13 protein-coding genes are annotated in these 20,294 nt (G+C 71.9%); 11 read left to right on the forward strand and 2 right to left on the reverse strand.

Features of this window, described 5'->3' with window-relative positions; translation table 11 throughout:
* Positions 1–628: 628 nt before the first annotated feature.
* Positions 629–2,884, reverse strand: a complete 2,256-nt coding sequence (locus ACFXI4_RS19885; protein ID WP_384992481.1) for a hypothetical protein — start codon at positions 2,882–2,884, stop codon at positions 629–631.
* A 325-nt stretch (positions 2,885–3,209) separates the two neighbouring features.
* Here ACFXI4_RS19885 and ACFXI4_RS19890 point away from each other — a divergent pair, with 325 nt between their 5' ends.
* The 8 genes from ACFXI4_RS19890 (at position 3,210) to ACFXI4_RS19925 (ending at position 14,602) form a co-directional block, all read left to right on the forward strand.
* A complete protein-coding gene (locus ACFXI4_RS19890; protein WP_384992483.1) occupies positions 3,210–4,325 on the forward strand; it encodes a LacI family DNA-binding transcriptional regulator in 1,116 nt (371 codons plus the stop codon).
* A gap of 603 nt (positions 4,326–4,928) precedes the next feature.
* Positions 4,929–6,194: a sugar ABC transporter substrate-binding protein gene (locus tag ACFXI4_RS19895; RefSeq protein WP_384992485.1), complete on the forward strand. Its 1,266-nt coding sequence runs from the start codon at positions 4,929–4,931 to the stop codon at positions 6,192–6,194.
* A gap of 4 nt (positions 6,195–6,198) precedes the next feature.
* The gene (locus ACFXI4_RS19900) at positions 6,199–7,146 is read left to right on the forward strand and encodes a carbohydrate ABC transporter permease (RefSeq protein WP_384992487.1); all 948 of its coding nucleotides are present in this window, start codon (positions 6,199–6,201) and stop codon (positions 7,144–7,146) included.
* A 4-nt stretch (positions 7,147–7,150) separates the two neighbouring features.
* A complete protein-coding gene (locus tag ACFXI4_RS19905; RefSeq protein ID WP_384992489.1) occupies positions 7,151–8,050 on the forward strand; it encodes a carbohydrate ABC transporter permease in 900 nt (299 codons plus the stop codon).
* A 109-nt stretch (positions 8,051–8,159) separates the two neighbouring features.
* Positions 8,160–9,371, forward strand: a complete 1,212-nt coding sequence (locus tag ACFXI4_RS19910) for a glycoside hydrolase family 1 protein (RefSeq protein WP_384992491.1) — start codon at positions 8,160–8,162, stop codon at positions 9,369–9,371.
* Positions 9,368–11,257, forward strand: a complete 1,890-nt coding sequence (locus ACFXI4_RS19915) for a glycoside hydrolase family 3 N-terminal domain-containing protein (RefSeq protein WP_384992494.1) — start codon at positions 9,368–9,370, stop codon at positions 11,255–11,257. The genes ACFXI4_RS19910 and ACFXI4_RS19915 overlap by 4 nt, the downstream gene beginning before the upstream one ends.
* Positions 11,258–12,111: 854 nt before the next feature.
* A complete protein-coding gene (locus ACFXI4_RS19920) occupies positions 12,112–12,981 on the forward strand; it encodes a universal stress protein (RefSeq protein ID WP_384992496.1) in 870 nt (289 codons plus the stop codon).
* 100 nt (positions 12,982–13,081) lie between these two features.
* Entirely contained in the window at positions 13,082–14,602 is a 1,521-nt protein-coding gene (locus ACFXI4_RS19925) for an AAA family ATPase (RefSeq protein WP_384992855.1), read from the forward strand.
* 172 nt (positions 14,603–14,774) lie between these two features.
* On the opposite strand, the gene ACFXI4_RS19930 is transcribed toward ACFXI4_RS19925, so the two are convergent.
* Positions 14,775–15,059, reverse strand: coding sequence for a hypothetical protein (locus ACFXI4_RS19930; protein ID WP_384992499.1), 285 nt, complete (start codon positions 15,057–15,059; stop codon positions 14,775–14,777).
* 1,134 nt (positions 15,060–16,193) lie between these two features.
* On the opposite strand from ACFXI4_RS19930, the gene ACFXI4_RS19935 reads away from it, so the two are divergent.
* The 3 genes from ACFXI4_RS19935 (at position 16,194) to ACFXI4_RS19945 (ending at position 20,089) form a co-directional block, all read left to right on the forward strand.
* Positions 16,194–17,321: a CapA family protein gene (locus tag ACFXI4_RS19935; protein ID WP_384992501.1), complete on the forward strand. Its 1,128-nt coding sequence runs from the start codon at positions 16,194–16,196 to the stop codon at positions 17,319–17,321.
* A gap of 381 nt (positions 17,322–17,702) precedes the next feature.
* A complete protein-coding gene (locus ACFXI4_RS19940; RefSeq protein WP_384992504.1) occupies positions 17,703–19,199 on the forward strand; it encodes a phosphoribosyltransferase family protein in 1,497 nt (498 codons plus the stop codon).
* Positions 19,200–19,669: 470 nt separating this feature from the next.
* Positions 19,670–20,089, forward strand: coding sequence for a CBS domain-containing protein (locus tag ACFXI4_RS19945; protein WP_362732271.1), 420 nt, complete (start codon positions 19,670–19,672; stop codon positions 20,087–20,089).
* Positions 20,090–20,294: the final 205 nt, after the last annotated feature.

Here is a 20,294-nt window from a genome sequence, read left to right on the forward strand (position 1 = left end):
GGTCGCACCGTGCGGCGGACTGGTTTCCGTACCGGGCGCTCACTTCGCCGACCGAGGGTGGGCCACGGCAGCTGTCACGCCGGTCCCGGCCGGGACCGGCCGGTAGGGTCGTGATCCGTCAGGCCGGTCGTCGCGAGGCGGAGCGCGGCTTCGGAGCGGTGCGGGCGCCACGCGTGGTCGGGCGCGACGCGGCGACCGAGAGCGACGCCGGGTTCGCGGCGGCCCGCCGCCGGGACGCCCTCGGCGGCGGCGTCGCGCACACCGCACCACGCCACCGCCCGAGCGTTTCCCCGGCGCCTCGCCCGACCGGTCCGTGGCAGACCCCCGTCCGGCAGCGCCCTTCTCCCCCCTTCTCCCCCCTTCTCCTGCGCGGGCGTCCACGGGAGCGTCCCCTCGGCGACCTCCGCGGGGCGTATCCCCTGTGACAGGCTCACCGAGCGGACGCCGGAGTCCGACGGCCGCCGCACGGCCCGCTCGACAGTCTCCTTACGGGGCCGACCCGTTGGGGAACCGTCGCCGCGCCGTCGGTCGGGCGGAGCCGTGCTTCGAACCGGTCATCGGTTCGCGGGCCGCTCGGTCGGAGCCGGCGGAGGGACGTGCGCCGGCGCGTTCACTTCCGCGACATGTCTCAGCCGGACACCTTCACCCAGTCCAGGTCGAGTCCGAGCGCGCTGTCGTCGCCGTTACGCTGCAGAATGAGCGTCCCCTGCGGGGGCACGTCGACCCGGGACGAAACCGTGGCCAGCGAACCCCGGGAGTCGGGGAAGGCGATCGACGTGGTCCTCCCGCCGAGGATGAGTGTCATGCGCGCGTTCCGCGTACTGCGGTACCGGAAGGTCACGGCGTCCCCGCCGATCGTCTTGGGAACCACGACGGAGGCTCCCACCACGTCGAAGGAGGTGGCCACCCCGCCCGCGGAGGCGCGTGGGTCGGCCACGGCGTGGGCGCCGTTGTACAGGCCGCTCTGGGCCTCCGCCTCGTACTGGCCGTCGACCGCGAGGTGCCCGAGGGTGAGACCAGCGGCGCCCGGCCCGCGGGCGGCGCGCTCGACGACCACCCGTGCGCCGCTCGGCACATCAACGGTGAGAACACGGTCCGCGAACACTCCCGGACCGGCGGTCGCGGGCAGGTGCACCGGATGGGCCGTGCCGCCTACGGCCAGCACCACGTCCGTGGCCTCGGTCGTGGCGTAGTGCAGGGTCACCCGGCTGCCGCCGTGCACCTGCCGGAAAGTGGCGGAGGAAGCCCGGCCGGCGGGGAGCACGAGGGCCGAACCGTCGGCAGTGGGCGTGGTGCCGTGACCGGCGGCCGTGACCGCCTCGTAGTCGGCCAGCGGCCGCAGCCAGTCGACGACCGTGTCGCGCCCGCGGACCTGGGTGAGCCGGACCGAGCCCTGGAACGGTACGTCGAGGGGGACTGACACGACCCGCCAGGTGTGCGAGGCGGGCAGGCGGAGTGTCCGGGCCGCGGCGCCCGAGGCAGACATACGCACCGTGGCCGCACGGTCGGAGCGGTAGCGCATCTGGACGACCGACGCGTCGCCCAGGTCGTAGAAGGCCAGGGCCCGGCCGGGGCCGGCGAGGAGCACCGCCTTTCCACCGGAGGCGGAGGAGTCGCCGACCTCGGGAGCGGCAAGGCTCGTGCCGTCACGGTAGTAGCGCACGGCGCGCACGTTCTCCGCCTGGACGGTGCCGGTCGCCGGATAGTCCAGCGTCCAGTCCATCCAGGCGGCGGGGTCTCCTTCCTCCTTGTAGAGATTCTGGGCGAAGTAGAGCGTGCCGCGGACGTTGAACTGCCGTCCTGCCGAGGAACCGTCGCGGTAGTAGGCGGTCGTCTCGGGCAGTGCCAGCCGCTTGGCGGCGAGGGAGGTGACGAGCCCGGCCGTCTGCGCGGGGATCACACCGTTGTTGTAGTCGACCGTGTGAAACCCGTACTCGATGACTTTGGGCTGCGTCGGGTACTGGCTCATCATCAGGTCCATCGCACGCTGCAGGCGCGGCTGGTTGATCCGCCGCGAGGTGGTGGCGTTCTCGTCCGGCGGCTCGGCGGCGGGATAGCTGTAGTTGTTGAAGAAGTAGCCGTCGGCGGGGTGCGCGATGCCGGCGTAGGACGGCGTCGGGTAGCTCTGGTCCCAGCCGTAGAAGACGCTCAGGTACAGCTCGGCTCCGGCGCCGAGGATGCCTCGCAGACGGGAGATCAGGTAGTCGGCGTACGGCGCCTGGCTCGCGGCCCAGGCGGGGTTCCCGCGTCCGTCGGAGTACTGAGAGGTGACGAAATGCCCCGCCACGGTCCCGTCGTCGACGGGCATGTTGAGCGCGAAATAGGCGATGTCGCCGAGCCGGTGGGCGCGGATCAGGTAGTCGAACAGGGAGGTGTAGCCGTGCGCCGGGTCGTCGCTGCCGTAGTAGTGCAGGACGCTCTCGGCGTCGGTGTGCGCCGGGTCGCCGGCGTCGAAGTCGAAGGTCGCGGAGTCGTACCACTCGATGCGGACCACGGCCTTCTGACGGTCCGTCTCGAGCTGGTCGAAGAGGATGTCACGGTCGGCGTCCGTCATCTGCACGAGGTTGTAGAAGCCGATGGTGTTGATGCCCTGGTCGTCGCGCATATGCGTGAAGTCCCTGGCGACGCGGTCCCGGAAGTCGGCGGCGGGGTCGAAGATGTAGGTCGAGCCGGTGACGGGTCCGTCGGGATCGGCGTACAGGTCCGTGTAGTGCGAGGGGTCGTAGGGAGTCAGCGACACCCCGCCGTCGTCCGCCGAGCGGGCCACCGCTGCGTGCGGCACTCCGTGCGTGTCCGATGCGGCCTGCGCGGTGCCGAGGGCCGGGCCGGCCCCGACCAGCAGGGTGAGCAGTGCGGCGAGGAATCCGGATCCAAGGGTTCTCACGAGCCACCTCCTCATGGGTGGGCAGGAAGGCTGGAACGGCCGACCGGACCATGTATCTAAGCGCTTAGGTCGGCCGGATCGCGGATGACTTTAAGCGCTTAGATTCGCCGCTGCCAAGACTCGTGACGGAGGCTGCTGCCAAGACTCGTGACGGAGGAAGAGGGGGCTGCGGCCCGCCGGCCGCGGCGCCGCGCGCGCACGGGCCGTTCCCCCTTGGGCGAGGTCCCCGCAGGTGATCCGCCCGGGTCGCGGGAGACGGTGTGTAAGGTTGGAGTGCGAAATCAAAGCGCATAAATCGCGGTCCGGCCAGTGACGAGGGGGCTCGGTGACCAAGCCGGCTACGGTCTACGACGTGGCGGAACGAGCAGGCGTGTCGATCGCCACCGTCTCGATGACGTTCCGGCGCCCGGACAAGGTCAAGGAGTCCACGCGCGACCTGGTCCACGTGGCCGCCCGTGAACTGCAGTACGTACCGTCGGCCAGCGCGCGAGGGCTCGCCGACGGCCGCACCCGGGCGCTGGGCCTGTTCTCCTACGACTACCTGATCGAAGCCCGGCCGGCGGCGCCGCCCCTCGGTGCGCCCCGCCCCGGGGAGCCGGTCCCGGTGGTACGAGAGGCGCCGGACGAGATGTGCCGGGACTTCCCGCTCTACGCCGACGAGGTTCGCCGCGGCATGGAGATCGCCAGCTGGGAACGCGGGTACGCGGTGATGATCGGCGGACCGAGTCACGCCAATCCGGTGTCCTTCGTGACCGACGTCGCCGGCCGGGTGGACGGCCTGGCCGTCTTTCCCCAGACCCTGCCGCCTGCGGCGCTGGAGCACATCGCGGGGCGCATCCCGGTCGTCTCCGTGTCGGAACCACCGGCGGACGACCGGCTCAGCCATGTCACCGTGGACAATCGCGGCGGCGTGCGCGCGATCACCGAGCATCTGGTGCGCGACCACGGCTGCCGGGACCTGATGTTCGTCGGTGGGCTCAACCCCGCCGAGGCACGGGCCCGCTTCGACGGCTTCCGGGACGCGCTGCGCGCCGCGCGGTTGCGGGTTCCGCGCAAACCGCTCGTGCCCGGCACGCGGACCGACGCGCGGGGGCGTGCGGCGGTGGAACTGCCCGTCGATCTGGAACTTCCCGAGGCTTTCGTGTGTGCCACCGACGACGTGGCCCTCGACATCATGGAGATTCTGAACGACCGCGGCGTCGACGTGCCCGGGACGGTCGCCGTGACCGGATTCGACGGCATCGCCGCGGGGCGGATCGTGCGGCCCGCGCTGACGACCGTGCAGCAGCCGATGGTGGAGATGGGCAAGGCCGTGGTCGAGATCCTCGCCGCCTCGATCGAGGAGCCCGGGCGCGCCCCGGAAGTGCGGGAGCTGCCGGTGCGACTGGTACTCCGCGAAAGCTGCGGCTGCCCGCCGCGGTCCTCCCGCTGGGCGCACTGAGGGGCAGGGCCGGTCCGCCCCGGCGGGCGGAGCCTGTTCGCCTTCCCGTGCTGCCGGCGGCGTCGGTCTCGGGCCGCCGGTCCAGTCCGCTGCGGGACCGCGGACCCTGCCGTTCCGGGCCGGCGGGTACCGGCCTGTGCCGGGGACCGGGGGTCCTGTGTGCCGCGGGGCAAGGGGTGTCCGGACTCCCGGCCAGGGGTTCGGTCCGTTCGCGGCTCGCGCGGTGGCGTTCCTCGGTGCGGGTCTTCCCGCGTGCGCGTTTCGTTGCGGGCCCGGCGGTGCTCGTCCTGCCCGTGCGGGATCCGGATCGCGTCGCCGGCTCGTCCGTCCCCGGCTCGGGGGGCGGGTTCCCGGCGCCGCGGCTGGCCCATCTCCCCGACGTGGCGATCCCTTTCGGCCGGGCTCTTGCCAGTCCGAAATCTATGCGCTTAGCATCGGCACGCGCCTGGAAATCTAAGCGCTTAAATCCGCACCCGTTCCGACGTGTCGCACGGAACGGAACGGCCGGTCGGGGCACCGTCCGCCGAGCGCCGCGACCACCTGCGAAAGCCGGGTGCGGAACACACACGGGACCCATGAGGAAAAGCAAGAAGGAGGCGCGCGATGCCACGGAGCCGAGTGATGCTGGCGATCGCTGTCTGTGGAGGGCTGGCACTGACCGGCTGCGGCCGCAGCGCTCAGAAGGGATCTCCCCAGGCCGTCAGCACCCTGGAGGCGGGGGCGGCCAAGGGAACCGTCACGATATGGGCCCAGGGCGCCGAGGCCGACCAACTGCCCGCCCTGCTGAAGAAGTTCGAGGCGAAGAACCCGGACGTCACGGTGAAGGTGACGGCGACCCCCTGGGGCAGTGCCCACGACAAGTACCAGTCGGCCATTGCGGCGGGAGCCACCCCGGACATCGGCCAGATCGGCACCACATGGATGGGTGAGTTCGGCAGGGCGGACGCCTTCGCCGCCGTCCCCGCCAACTTCGGGGCCACCGGCTTCTACTCCGGATCCCTCGCCTCGACCGAGGTGGAGGGCGCGGCGCTGGGCATCCCCTGGTACGTCGACACCCCGGTGCTCTACTACCGGACCGACCTCGCCCGCAAGGCGGGCTTCACCTCCGCCCCGCAGAACTGGGACGACCTGAAGAGGCTCGCCAAGGCGCTGCAGAGCAAGGCCGGGGCGAAGTACGGCATCGGCCTCCCCCCGAAGGACTTCCAGGCCTTCCTCCCCTTCGCCTGGTCCAACGGGGCACGCCTGACCACGGCCGACGACGGCCGCTGGACCCTCGACACCCCGCAGATGCGAGAGGCCGTCTCCTACTACCGCAGCTACTTCACCGAGGGTGTGGCGGACCGGACTCCCAGCACGGACACCGGAGCCGTCGAGTCGACGTTCGTCAAGGGCGAGGTCCCGATGTTCATCGGCGGTTCCTACGAAGTGGGCCAGCTGAACCAGGCCGGGGGCGCCGGCTTCGGGGACAGGTACGCCACCGCCGTCGTGCCGGGCCGGGTCTCCCACACGTCCTTCGTCGGGGGCGGCGACCTCGCCGTCTTCAAGAAGTCCAAGAACCCCACCGCCGCGTGGAAGGTCCTGCAGTTCCTGTCCCGACCCGACACCCAGGCCGAGTGGTACCGGATGACCGGCGACCTGCCTTCGGTGCAGAGTGCCTGGAAGGCCCCGGCACTGGCTCACGACACCAAACTGGCGGTGTTCGGCCGGCAGCTCAAGGACGTGAACTCTCCGCCCGACACTCCTCAGTGGGCACAGGTGCAGGCGGCGGGAGACGCCCAGATGGAGCGTGTCACCACCGCCGGACTCGCGCCCGCGAAGGCCATGCGGACCCTTCAGTCGGAGGCCGCCGCAATCGGGTCCGGGAGCTGACCGCATGGCCCAGCTGCCCTTCCACGCTCCCCGGGCAGGGGAGCCGCACCCCGGCCCGGCCCGGCGCCGGACCAGCCCGGCCGCACGCCGTCAGGCGGTCGTCGCCTGGATGTTCGCGCTGCCGTTCGTCGCGGTGTTCGGCGTCTTCATGCTGCTGCCGCTGATCTCGTCGTTCCTGATGTCGTTCACCGACTTCCGCAGCAGCGACGTGCAGACGCCCACCCAGGTGGACTTCGTCGGCCTCCACCAGTACGTCCGGCTCTTCGAGGACCCCGGTTTCCGCCGGGCGCTGCTCAACACCGGCTACTTCGTCGTGGTCGGGATCCCCTTGACGATGGTCGTGGCGCTGGTCCTGGCCGTCGCCCTCAACAACGGCATCACCCGATTCCGCACCGTCTTCCGGCTCGGCTTCTACACGCCCGTGGTGACCAGCATCGTGGCCGTCGCGGTGGTCTGGCGCTACGTGCTGCAACCGGACGGCCTGGTCAACACGTTGCTCGGGTACCTGGGCGTCCGCGGACCCGACTGGCTGCACAGCACCACCTGGGCCATGCCGTCGCTGATCGCGATGGCCGCCTGGCGCAACATGGGCACCTTGATGATCATCTTCCTGGCGGGTCTGCAGAACGTGCCGCACGAACTCCACGAAGCCGCCGCCATCGACGGCGCCGGCCCCCTGCGCCGTTTCACCGCAGTGACCCTGCCTCTGCTGCGCCCGGCCCTGCTGCTCGGAGCGGTCATGCTCTCGGTGGGCTACCTCCAGTTCTTCGAGGAGCCCTTCGTGATGACCCAGGGGGGTCCGCTCGACTCCACGGTCTCCGCGACGTACTACACGTTCAAGGAGTTCGGCTTCGGCAACTACGGCCAGGCGTCCGCCGCGAGCTACGTCCTGTTCGTCGCCGTGGCGCTGCTGAGCCTCGTCCAGTTCCGCTCACTGCGCGCGAAGGACTGAGCCGATGACCACGACACTCTCCCGTCCGCCCGTACGGCGCCCCGGAAAGAACCCGCGTCCCGACCGTGAGCCCGGGCGCCGCTCCACGGTCTCCCGCGGCCAGTGGCTGACCTACGTCCTCCTCGTCGTCGCCGTGTGCCTGACGCTGATGCCGTTCGCGTGGATGGTGCTGGGATCGTTCAAGTCGCAGGGCGAGATCCTGCGCGACCCCGACGGCTGGCTGCCCCGTTCGCCCACGCTGGGCAACTACCGGTTCTGGTTCAGCGGCCTGCACATCGGCAGCTACTTCGAGAACAGCCTCCTGGTCGCCCTCGTGACGGTCGCCGGGAACCTGGTCTTCTGCTCGATGGTCGGCTACGTCCTCGCGAAACTCGAATTCCCGGGCAAGCGGACGTTGTTCCTGCTGGTGATGACCATGCTGATGGTGCCGGGCACGGTGACGTTCGTGCCGCTGTTCGTCCTCGTCGGCAAGCTCCACATGATCAACACCTATCCGGGGCTCATCCTGCCGTACCTGGCTTCCCCCCTCGGCGTCTTCCTGATGAGGCAGTTCATCAGGTCGGTGCCGGACTCGCTGATCGAGGCCGCGCGCATCGACGGCGCCGGCGAGCTGCGGATCTTCGCCAGGATCGTGCTCCCGCTGTGCGGACCGCCCTTGGCCACGCTCGGCATTCTGACGTTCCTGAGTTCCTGGAACAACTTCCTCTGGCCGCTCGTGGTGGCCCAGAGCCAGGACAAGTACACCCTGCCCGTCGCGCTGTCGCTGTACTCGACGGGTCCGCAGGCCGCCCAGTACGGCCTCCTGCTGGCCGGCTCGGTGATGGTGATCACGCCGATCGTGCTGGTCTTCGTGCTGCTGCAGCGCTGGTTCGTGCAGGGCCTCGCCGCGACCGGCATCAAGTAGTGCTCCGGCCCACCCGCGCGGCGCGCGAGCGGGTCCTTCACCGCTCGGCTCTTCCGTCCCTTCCGCCGGCTCCATCCCCCGTCTCCACGACCGAACAGGACGCCCGACGATGCATCGTCCCGAGTCACTCGCCTTCCCGCCCGGTTTCTTCTGGGGGGCCGCCACCGCGGGCCACCAGACGGAGGGCAACAACGTCAACAGCGACTACTGGCAGCGCGAGTACGCAGCCGGCACCACCGTCCCCGAACCCAGCGGAGACGCCTGCGACAGCTACCACCGCTACCGTGAGGACATCGCCCTGCTGGCCGGCACCGGACTGGACACCTACCGCTTCAGCCTGGAATGGAGCCGCATCGAACCCGAACCGGGCGTCGTCTCGCGCGCCGAGGTCGATCACTACCGCCGGATGGTCGACGCCTGCCACGAGGCGGGCCTGACGCCGATGGTCACCCTCAACCACTTCACGGTGCCCCGTTGGATGCACGCAGACGGATGGTGGCGGGCCCCGAAGGCGGCCGAGTTGTTCGCCCGGTTCACCGAGACGGTGCTGCCCGTGGTGCGTGAGGGAGTGCCCTGGGTGTGCACCATCAACGAGCCGAACATCATCGCCTGCGGAGCCGGAGCGGAGGAGGGCGGCGCCAACCTGGTCGCGCACGGCCTGGCCCGCCCGAGCCGACAGGTGTCCGAGGAACTCGTGCGCGCCCACCGTCTCTCCCGCGAGGTCCTCTCGGCGGAGGGCGTCAGGTCCGGCTGGTCGGTCGCCACCCAGGCCATCCACGCCGAACCCGGGTGCGAGGAACAGGCTCGCGTCTACAGCTATCCGCTGGAGGAGTTCTTCCTCGAGGCCTCCCGCGGCGACGACTTCGTCGGCGTGCAGGCCTACACCCGTACGTTCGTCGGACGGGAGGGCGCGCTGCCGCCGCGCGAGGGCGTGGAGAAGACGCTGACCGGGTGGGAGTACTTCCCCGAGGCGTTGGCCATCGGCGTGCGCAACGCCTGGGAGGTCACCGACCACGTGCCGGTCATCGTCACCGAGAACGGCATAGCAACCTCCGACGACAACCGACGGATCGACTACACGGCCGAGGCCCTCGGCCACCTTCACCGGGCCATCGCCGACGGCGTCACCGTCCATGGCTACCTGCACTGGAGCGCCCTGGACAACTACGAATGGGGCCGGTACACGCCCACCTTCGGACTGATCGCGGTGGACCGCACCACCTTCGCCCGCACCGTCAAGCCCAGCGCCCACTGGCTCGGACGAGTGGCTCACGCCAACGCCCTGCCCGCCGCCCCCGTCCTGGCCGAAGGTGCCGCATGACCACGGCACGAGAGGACCTCGACCCGCACCTGGCCCGCCGGGACGGCATAGTCTTCCGAGACCTGGCCGGCACCGGTAGCCCGGAGGTCTACGAGGACCCGCGCGAGAGCGTCGACCGGCGGGTGGAGGACCTGCTGGCCCGGATGACCCTCGCGGAGAAGGCCGGGCTGATGTTCCACACCATGGTGCGGTCCACGACGTCGGGTCTGCACGAGCCGTCCCCCGACTGCGACGACATCCCGCGCGACGTCCTGTCCACGTCGACCCTGGTGACCGCCAAGCACATCAACCACTTCAACGCCGCTCCGCGCATGGCCCCCCGTGCCTACGCGGAATGGCACAACCGGCTGCAAGGGCTGGCGGCCGAGACACGGCTCGGCATCCCGGTGACGCTGTCCAGCGACCCGGTCCACGGCTTCACCGACAACCCGGCCACCGCCATCACGACGACCACGTTCTCCCGCTGGCCCGAGCCGCTCGGCCTGGCGGCTTGCGCGGACCCGGCCCTGGTGGCGGAGTTCGCCGATGTCGTACGCCGGGAGTACCTCGCCGTCGGCATCAGGATGGCCCTGCATCCGCAGGCCGACCTCGCCACCGAGCCGCGCTGGTCCCGTGGCGTGGGCACCTTCGGCGCCGACGCCGAACGCGCCGCCGAACTCGTCGCCGCGTACGTCCGCGGCATGCAGGGCGAGCGGCTCGGTCCCGACAGTGTGGCCTGCATGACCAAGCACTTCCCGGGAGCCGGCCCCCAACTGCGCGGCGAGGACGCGCACTTCCCGTACGGCCGTGAACAGGTCTACCCGGGAGGCAACTCCGAGCAGCATCTGCTGCCCTTCGAGGCGGCCTTCGCCGCCGGGACCGCAGCGGTGATGCCGTACTACGCCGTCCCGGTCGGACTCGGCGTGGCTCAGGTGGGTTTCGGGTTCAACCGCGACGTCGTGACCGGCTGGCTGCGCGAGCGGTACGGCTACGACGGGGTGGTCTGCTCGGACTGGGGCCTCGTGACCGACGTCCGGGTGGGCGGAACCCGCTGGCCGGCCCGCTGCTGGGGTGCGGAGGAACTGAGCCGCATCGACCGCGTACACCAGATCCTCGCCGCGGGCGTGGACCAACTGGGCGGCGAGTTCTGCCCGGAACTCGTCGTCGAACTGGTCGAGTCCGGCCGGGTGGAGGAAAAGCGCCTCGACGTCTCCGCACGGCGCATCCTGCGCCAGAAGTTCCGGCTCGGCCTGTTCGACCATCCCTACGTCGATCCGGACGAGGCCGAACGCACCGTCGGACGAGCGGATTTCGCCGCCGCGGGCGTCCGGGCCCAGCAGCGGGCTGCCGTCCTGCTGACGAACGGCGCCCCCGCCCGGCCGGTGCTTCCGCTCGCCCGCGGAACCCGGCTTCACCTGACCGGCGTCGATCCTGCCGCCGCGGCCCCCTACGGCGAAGTCGTGGCCGAACGGGCCGATGCGGAGGTGGCGTTGATCAGGCTCCAGGCGCCGTACGAGGAACGGCACACCGGAATCGACTACGAAAGCGCCTTCCACCAGGGCCGGTTGGACCTTCCTGCCGAGCGCAGCGCACGTCTGGCCGGCGAACTGCACGAAGTGCCGTCCGTGGTGGTCGTCCATCTCGACCGGCCCGCGGTCATCCCCGAGATCACCGCCGCCGCGGCCGCGACGGTGGCCGAGTTCGGGATCACGGACGAGGCCCTGCTGGGGCTGCTGTTCGGCGACGCCTCACCCGGCGGGCGCCTGCCGGCGGAGATGCCCTCCTCGATGCGCTCGGTGGAGGCATCGCGGGAAGACGTGCCGAACGACACGGGTGACCCGCTCTTCCCGGCAGGCCACGGCCTGTCCTACCGCACCGCCGGTGACGAGACCCACCGGACCGACTGAGCGGGCCGGTGCGGACACCGAGCCGCCCGCGCGCCTCCACCTCCCTGAGGCGCGCGGGCTCCACCGGCCGAACAGGTCGTGGTCGCACGCTGTGGCCGCGGGGCCGCAGTCCGGCGTGCGCTCACGCAGCGGACCTCGGCGGGTGGGGGAGAGCGGCCTGGTGGCCGCCGGCTCCCGCTGCCCGTCCTGACCCCGGCGGACCGCCGGCGAGTGCGCCGTGCCGCCGGGAAGACGGACGGCGGAGAGCAGCTTCCACACCCCCGAACCGGATCCGCCACCGGACAACGACGGTGTCCGAGGCGGCCCGCCGGACGCCTGGTGCCGCCGGGCGTCCGGCGGCGGACCTCTCGCCGCGGGCGCGCACCACCCGCGGGCCCGGTTCAGGGCGGCCTGCCCGGCGCCCGGCGAGGTCCTCGTGGTGCGGACGAGACAGCGCACCCGCACGGTCAGCCGCGTCAGCCCGGTACGGCGAACGGCTTTTCCGGCCGGCACGGGCCGGTCGCGCACCGTGAGACCGGCGGCCCGGTCCGTCCCCGTGCGCCGCAGGACCGCCACCGGCCGCTCTTCGCCCACGGCACGTGGCGAGACGTGACGACACGCCCGGAAGGCCCGCACCGCCCCATGCGGGGGCCCTGCCCCCGCTGCACCGGGGCCGGCATGGAGGCAGCCGTGCCTTCTTCCGCTCCGGACCACAGGCCCTGCGTCCGCACTCCGCGTGCGGCAGGGGGGAGCTCGGGGGGATCCTCGAAGGGAGAACCGTACTCGGCACCCGGGCGACGTCCGGACCGTCCGCTCGATCGGACCAGACCCGTTCGCAACTGTCTGCAGCTCCCTACGGAACGGAGGCCGCCGCCATGGACCCAGTCGTCACCGTGGGACTCGACGGCTCAGCCGAGAGCCTCGCCGCCGCCCGCTGGGCCGCCGACGAGGCGGAGAACCGCAAGCTCACCCTGCGCCTGCTGCACGCGTGGCCGATGCTGGCACCGGAACCGGCCCACGTTCCCGCGGAATTCGACCAGAACTACTGGGCGAAGCGTCTTGTCCACTCCGCGCAGACGGAGCTCCAAGCACGCCACCCGGCGCTGACCGTCGTCGGGAGCCTGGTCGCCGACGATGCCCAGAACGCCTTGCTGAGGGCGGCGTCGGAGTCGGAGATCACGGTACTCGGCTCACGCGGTCTGGAGTCGGTGCAGAGCTACTTCCTGGGAGACATCAGCATGCCTGTCGTCGCCCGGGCCGAGCACCCGGTGGTACTGGTCCGTGCCGAGCCACCGCAGGAGGAAGCGCCCCGAGCCGTCCCGGGCCGTGTCGTCGTGGGCCTGAAACTGAACGGTTCCCCGGACGAGCTGCTGGACTTCGCCCTCCACACGGCCGCGGCCAGGGGCGTTCCTCTCCTGGCCGTCCACGGCCGCAGCGTGCCGCTCCACGCACGGCTGCCCTGGGGTGTGGACCAGGAGATCGGCGAGCGGATGACGCGCGAGGCCCACGGGGAGTTGCACGCCGCGCTGCGCCCGTGGCGGGAGAAATACCCGCGGGTGGAGGTGACCGAGAGCGTCCGGCTGGAGAGTCCCGCCAAGGCGGTCGTGGCGGTCGCCGAGGGAGCCTCGGTGCTGGTGGTGGGCCGACGCCGGCATCATCACGGACCCGCACCCCACCTGGGGCCCGTGGCGCAGGCCGCCATCCATCACGGACGCTGCCCCGTCGCCGTCGTTCCTCATGACTGAGCCCGGCAGCGGCAGGACACCGCAGTGGTCGGTGCGGCAGCCGGAGGCGACCGCCGTTCGCCCCGCACCCCCGCACGGCGGGGGACCGGCGCGCGCCGGGGTGTGCGAGACCCACACGGCGACGCTGTTCTTCGTCGGCGACCGGGCCTACAAGGTCAAGAAGCCGGTCGATCTCGGATTTCTGGACTACACCACGGTCACCGCCCGCCGGACGGCCTGCGAGCGTGAGGTCTCCCTCAACAGCCGGTTCGCCCCCGACGTCTACCTGGGGCTGGGCGAGTTCCGCGGTCCCGGCACGGAGATCCCCGAACCGCTCGTGGTGATGCGCCGCATGCCCGAGGACCGGCGCCTCTCCCACCTGGTCCGGGAAGGAGCCGTCGTGGACGGCGTTCTCCGCACCGTGGCCCGGCACCTGGCCATGTGGCACGCGGCCGCGCCGCGCGGCCCCGACGTGGACGCGCAGGGCACGCGGGACGCGCTGTCGGCACGGTGGGAGGCGAGCTTCGCCCAGGTCCGCGCACTGGCCGCCGACGGGTCCGGGCCCGAGTGCGACACCGAACGGCTGGTGCGCCGGTTTCTCGCCGGACGAAGGCGGCTGTTCGACACCCGCATCGAGCAGGGGCGGGTGGTCGACGGCCACGGAGACATGCTCGCCGAGGACATCTTCTGCCTCGACGACGGACCTCGTGTCCTTGACTGCCTGGAGTTCGACGACCGACTCCGCCATGTCGACGGCCTGGACGACGCCGCCTTCCTCGCGATGGACCTCGAACGGCTCGGCGCCCCGCAGGCCGCGGCGTACTTCCTCGCTCAGTACTGCCGGTACTCCGCCGACCCGGCGCCCCCGTCCCTGTGGCACCACTACGTTGCCTACCGTGCCTTCGTCCGGGCCAAGGTCTCGATGATCCAGGCCGGTCAGGGAGCGCCCGGTTCGGAAGCGGCCGCGCGGCGGCTGGCCGCCATGGCACTGAGCCACCTGCGCTCGGCGGGCGTCAGTCTCTGCCTCGTCGGCGGGCTCCCGGGCAGCGGGAAGTCCACCCTCTCCGGAGCACTGGCCGACCGGCTGGGTGTCACCTTGCTGAGCAGTGACCGCATCCGCAAGGAGCTGGCCGGCCTCCCCGCCGAGCAGTCCGCGGCGGCCGGCTACGGCCAGGGGCTGTACACGCCCGAGTGGACGGCCAGAACCTATGCCGCCCTGCTCGAACGCGCGGCCGTCCTGCTGTCCCTGGGCGAGACCGTCGTGCTGGACGCCACCTGGTCCGAGGCCGGGCAGCGGGAAGCGGCCATGCGGGTGGCCGAGCGTGCGAGCGCCGATCTGGTGGCCCTGCACTGCCGCGTTCCGGACGGAATGGCGGCGGCCCGGCTGAGCACGCGCGCACCCGGCGCGTCCGACGCCGGTCCCGGCATCGCCCGCGCCATGGCCGCGAGGGAAGCCCCGTGGCCCGACGCCGTGCCGGTCGACACGAGCGGTGCGCTGGAGTGCGCGGTCCAGCGTGCGCTGACCGCCGTACGCCCGTGGGAGGCCGACCGGCTGCCGCTCTTCCGCCGACACCACGGGGAGCCGGCCGCAGACAGCACGGCCGGCCGTGCCGGCCAGGAGGGCGACGAGGGGGACCGCTGAGGGGCGTGTGAGTGACCACGGGCCGGACCGGCCGGTGCCCGGCCGGCACCGCGCCTGCGATCGCCCGTCCGCCACGAACCGGTCCGGGCGTCCTCACGGGACCTGCGGCCGAGTGCGGGCATGCTCCCGCGATCGGCCGCCACCTGTTCCGCGCCTGATCCACCGTCACCGCTCAGACAGGGCTGTGCCTACGGAGAGCGGTGCCACCGCCGGTTCGTACGGCCTCCACCACCTCCTGGTGCAGGGTCCGGCTGTCCTGCTGAGAAGTGCACGGCACCGGACTGCCGCTGAGGGTGAACCACTGGGAGGTGCCGCTGTACTGGATCTTCACATCGGCCTGCCCGCCCTTCCACGCGGTGTGCACGGTCATCTCCCCGCTGACGATCCCGGCCTCGTCGGTACGGACGCCCCCCTGCCCGGTGAACACACCTTCTGTCGTCCACGATGTCTGGACCATGGCGTCTTCAGCCTTTCTCGTTCTACCCGAGTGCGGAGGCAGCCGGTTCCCGCGCGCCCCGCGGGTCCGCGCTGGGGCCCGAACGCCCGTCCGGCCTCGTCTTCGACGGACCGCGAGACCGGCGCCGGGGAGCCGTGGCCACCGCGACCACCTCCGCTGCTGTACTCCTTCGGGCCCGATCCGGGGCTGTCCGCCCGGCGGGATCGAGTCCTGCCGACATCGTGCGCACAGGGACGGCACGCCGACAGGGCCGAACGGACCTTCATGGGACCGGTCGGTCCAGCCGACGACAGCGCGAACCCCCGGCCCGGTCGAGAGTGATCCGGCAGCGCAGCGGCCGGACGGTCCGCCCCGCCCGGACGGGGTGTCGACGGCCACCGTCGGCCGCCCGTTCGCGCGTCCTGTCGCGGGACAGCCATGGGTGATCTCCGTGGGGGGAGTGACCGAAGACGGCGCGGCCAGAGGGTGAGGGGACACGACTCGGTATGCGGAGGGTTCCGCACGGCGGTCGGGCGGAGGAGGGAAGCGATGTTCTGCCCGGTCAGTCCGCCCATGCGAGGTTTTCACATACTTATGCCCTAAATCTATTGACTTGTGCATTTTGGGAAGCATGATGGTTAACAGCCCACAAACCGGAAGAGCCGCAAAGCCGGCCAGGACGTCCAACCGGCGGAGCGCACTCGGACGGGATGTGGTTCAGGCCCCCGGCAAGCCGGCGCGATACCGGGGCGACAGTGACGACTGAAGCCCCAGGACACGTGCAGCACTACCGGGGACTGTTCTGCCCTCGGAGCCTTCGCATCGCAGCCTGACCTCGGTGCGAAGGCTCTGCCATGCCTGCGTCCCCCGTCTCCCCGGCAGGCCTGCCGAGGCGGCGGCGGGCCGCTCGCTGGAGGACTGCGGCAGGTGGGCCGACCTCCACGGACCGGACAGGGGGCTCGTCGTCCGGTCCTCGGGTGCCGGAACCAGGGGCGGCCGCCACCGCGCGCGGCCCAGCGAAGCCGTTCGGCAGGCCGCGCTGCCTCCGCGTACCACGCCGTGCGAGCACCTGACGTACCCGCCGCACCCGCCTTCGCGCGCCGCCCCTGACGGCTCTGACTTGGGAGGGTGCACGAGGGCGTCTACCTTGAGAGGGTGCACGAGGGCGTGGTCACGCTGTTCCTCGGCGGGGACGTGATGCTCGGCCGGGGCGTCGATCAGATTCTCTCCCACCCCGCCGACCCGGAGCTGCGAGAGGAACACCTTCGCGACGCCCGGGCCTACGTGGACCTGGCAGAGGCGGCGAACGGCCCGATCCCACGGCCGGTCGACTTCCGCTGGCCCTGGGGCGAGGCACTGACCGTCCTGGACGCCGTCGCACCCGACATTCGCCTGGTCAATCTGGAGACCGCCGTCACCGGTGACGGGGACTTCGCGCCCGGCAAGCACGTCCATTACCGGATGAGCCCGGCCAACCTGCCGTGCCTGGCCGCGGCCCGCCCGGACGTCTGCGCGCTGGCCAACAACCATGTGCTGGACTTCGGCCCGCGCGGGCTCCACGAGACGCTCGACTCCCTGGCGGAGGCGGGGCTGCGAACCGCGGGGGCCGGCCGGGACGAGGTGCGGGCGAGACGGCCGGCCATCGTGCCCCTGGGGGCGGACGCACGCGTGCTGGTCTTCTCCTTCGGGATGCCGTCCAGTGGGATCCCGACGGACTGGGCGGCCACCGGGCAGCGGGCCGGTGTCGACGTCGTCGCGGAGCCTTCGGCGGCCGCGGCGGCGGCGTTCACCGGCCGTCTGCGGCAGGTCAGGCGGCCCGGGGACATCGTGGTCGCCTCGATCCACTGGGGGCCCAACTGGGGTTACGCCGTCTCTCGTTCCGAGGTCCGCTTCGCCCATACGCTCCTCGACGAGGGCGTGGACGTCGTGCACGGACACTCCTCGCATCACCCGCGCCCGCTGGAGGTGTACCGGGACGGGCTCATCCTCTACGGCTGCGGTGACCTCGTCGACGACTACGAAGGCATCCGCGGGTACGAGCGCTACCGGGACGACCTGCGGGTGCTGTATCTGGTGTCGTTGGCGGCCACCGGCCGGCTGCTCGAGACGCGGATGGTGCCCCTGAGGGCGCGCAGGATGCGGCTGGAACACGCCTCGGCCGAGGACACCGAGTGGCTGCGCGCCGTCGTCGACCGGCACAGCCGGGAGTTCGGCACCCGTGTGGACGGGACGCCCGACGGCACGCTCACCGTGCGGCCCTCGTACGCCGGGCAGCACACATGAGGTCCCGCCGGCCGGGCACGGGGACGGCGCGGCAGGACGCCGGTGCCCCGCCGGAGGCGACGAACCCGGCCGACCAGTCCGCAGAAGGCGGCCGAAAGGCCCTTCCGCGCACGCCGTCCGCCCGAGTCGTCCTGAACGGACCCACGGAAGGACGGCGGCAGGAAGTGGGGCGGCAGGCAGCAGGAGCCGCAGTGCCGGACTCGGGCGGCCGCCAGCGCCCGAACCCGACCGGAGGCGGGAGGGCACGACCCCGGGCCCACGGCGAGCGGGGCGCACCTCCCGCAGCGCCGCGCGTGCGCTCTACGCCGGGGCGAGGATGGAGGGTGTGGGCTGCGTGCACACGTGTCGGAGGCCCTGTTCTCCAGGCGAGGAGGCCGAGTCGTGTTCTTCCACGATCGTCGGGACGCCGGCCGACAGCTGGCTTCCCTGCTGACGCAATTCAAAGGTCCCGACGTCATGGTGCTGGGACTGCCCCGAGGAGGGGTCCCGGTTGCCGCGGAGGTGGCGAAGACGTTGGGCGCGCCGCTGGACGTCTGCCTGGTACGCAAACTGGGTGTGCCCTCCCAGCCGGAGCTGGGCATGGGGGCCATCGGTGAAGGCGGCGCCCGTGTCATCAACGACGAGGTGGTGCGGGCCGCGCGTGTCACCCCGTACGAGCTGGCCGTGGTCGAGGCACGTGAGCGTGAGCTGCTCGAGAGCCGTGCGCGGCGCTACCGGGGCAGACGGGAGCCGGCGGCCTTGACCGGTCGAACGGTGCTGGTCGTCGACGACGGCGTCGCCACCGGTTCGACGGCGCGTGCGGCCTGTCAGACCGCCCGTGCCCGCGGGGCGGAGCGGGTCGTGCTGGCGGTTCCAGTGGCCCCCGATGACTGGACCGCGCGCCTGGGCGCGGACGCCGACGAGCTGGTGTGCCCGCACACCCCGTGGAACTTCTACGCGATCGGGCAGTTCTACGACGACTTCTCGCAGACCGGGGACGACGAGGTCGTCGCCTGCCTGGAGGAGGCGCTCGCCCGCTCCGCGGGCGCCCGGCCCGCGGCGGCCGCGCCCGAGGGCCGTGAGGCGGAGGTGCGCACGGGCCCGCTGGTGCTGCGGGGACAGCTGACCGTGCCTGAGGGCGCGCCGGGGGTCGTGGTGTTCGCGCACGGCAGCGGCAGCAGCCGGCACAGCCCGCGCAACCGGTTCGTCGCGTCCGGCCTGAACCGGGCCGGGCTGGGCACCCTGCTGTTCGACCTGCTCACCGAGGAGGAGGAGACGGACCGGGCCAATGTCTTCGACACGGGTCTCCTCGCCCGGCGGCTCGCGGACGCCACCGGCTGGCTGCGCGAGCAGCCCGAGGCGCGAGGGCTGACCGTCGGATACTTCGGTGCCAGCACCGGCGCCGCCGCCGCGCTCTGGGCCGCCGCCGAGCCCGACGCGCGGATCGCCGCCGTCGTCTCCCGTGGCGGGAGGCCCGATCTCGCGGGACCGCGGCTGCCGGCCGTCACGGCGCCCACGCTGCTCATCGTCGGCGGCGACGACGCACTCGTACTCGGTCTCAACCGCGACGCACAGGCCAGGCTGCGCTGCGAGAACGAACTCGCCGTCGTTCCCGGGGCCACCCATCTCTTCGAGGAGCCCGGAACCCTGGAGCAGGTGACCGACCTGGCCCGTGACTGGTTCACCGGCCACATGGTCCCGGCCGCCCACACCACGGTCCGATTCTCAACGCCGCGGCGGGCGCGGGCTCCCCGTCGGGACACGGTGCGTCAGCCGCGCCGCACCTGGTCGCGGGAGCAGGGTCTCGTGGCGGCGTGCGCCGTCGGCTGCCGACCTCCGCCGTGCGTCCTAGGATGGAACTCCGGGCGGGGAGAAGAAGAGCCGTCACCGTGCCCCTGAGGCCACAGTGGACTCACCGGGCCGGCCCGCAACCCCCGCCGTTTCCGGCAAGCCGGCTTTCGCGCCCGGGATGACGCCTCTTCGTGCACGGGGTGCACCGCGCGGACACCGGGCGTGAATCCGTGCCGATGGCCTTCCGTACCCGTCGGCGGCCGCGAAGGGAAGTGGGGACATGCTGACCGGAGAGCCGGAGAGTTCATGACGACGGCCGCGGTGCGCGTGCGGCGCGACCAGGACGACGTCCGTCCGGAAGCGTCGTCGTCGGCGGCGTCGTCAACCACCTCGTCCACCCCGTCGAAGGCGCGGGAGACCACCACGGCCCCAGGCACTCACGTGCTGCGCGATCCCCTGCCACGGGCACCGCACGTCGGCGTCCGTGAGCGCGGCGGCCCGGCTGCCGGTCAACGGCGCCCGCGGGGCGGCTCGGCGGCACTGACGGGGCGCAGGCCCACATCGGAAAGGCACAGGCCATGACCACTGCGCGGGACATCATGCACACCGGAGCCACCTGCATCCAGGAAAGCCAGACGCTTCTGGACGCGGCGCGCAAGATGAAGGAACTGAACGTCGGCGCCCTGCCGATATGCGGGGAGGACGACCGCCTCCACGGGATCGTCACCGACCGTGACATCGTGCTGAAGTGCCTCGCCAAGGGCAAGGACCCGCGGACCATGACCGCGGGCCAGCTCGAGCAGGGCAAGCCGATCACGATCGACGCGGACACCGACAGCGAGCGGGTCCTCCAACTCATGGAGCAGCACAGGATCCGGCGCCTCCCGGTCATCGAGAACCACCGTCTCGTGGGCATGATCAGCGAGGCGGACCTCGCCCGCCGTCTGCCGGAGGAACAGGTGGGCCACTTCGTCGAGGTCGTCTGCGCGACCGCCTGACCAGGGGGACGTGCACAGCCTGCGGGCCGTCGTCGCAACACGGCGGGGACACGGCAGGTGTCCCGGCCCGCGGCTCCGCGGCGGCCTCCGACGCACCGGCCGGGGACGCCTTCGAGGACGGTGCGTCCGGTCCTCGGCGCGGAGAGGATCCGACGTCACGGGTGCCGACGCGCGTGGGTGAACGGGCGGTCGGGTCTCGTCCCGG

Source organism: Streptomyces sp. NPDC059224 (assembly GCF_042754285.1).
Lineage (GTDB): Bacteria > Actinomycetota > Actinomycetes > Streptomycetales > Streptomycetaceae > Streptomyces.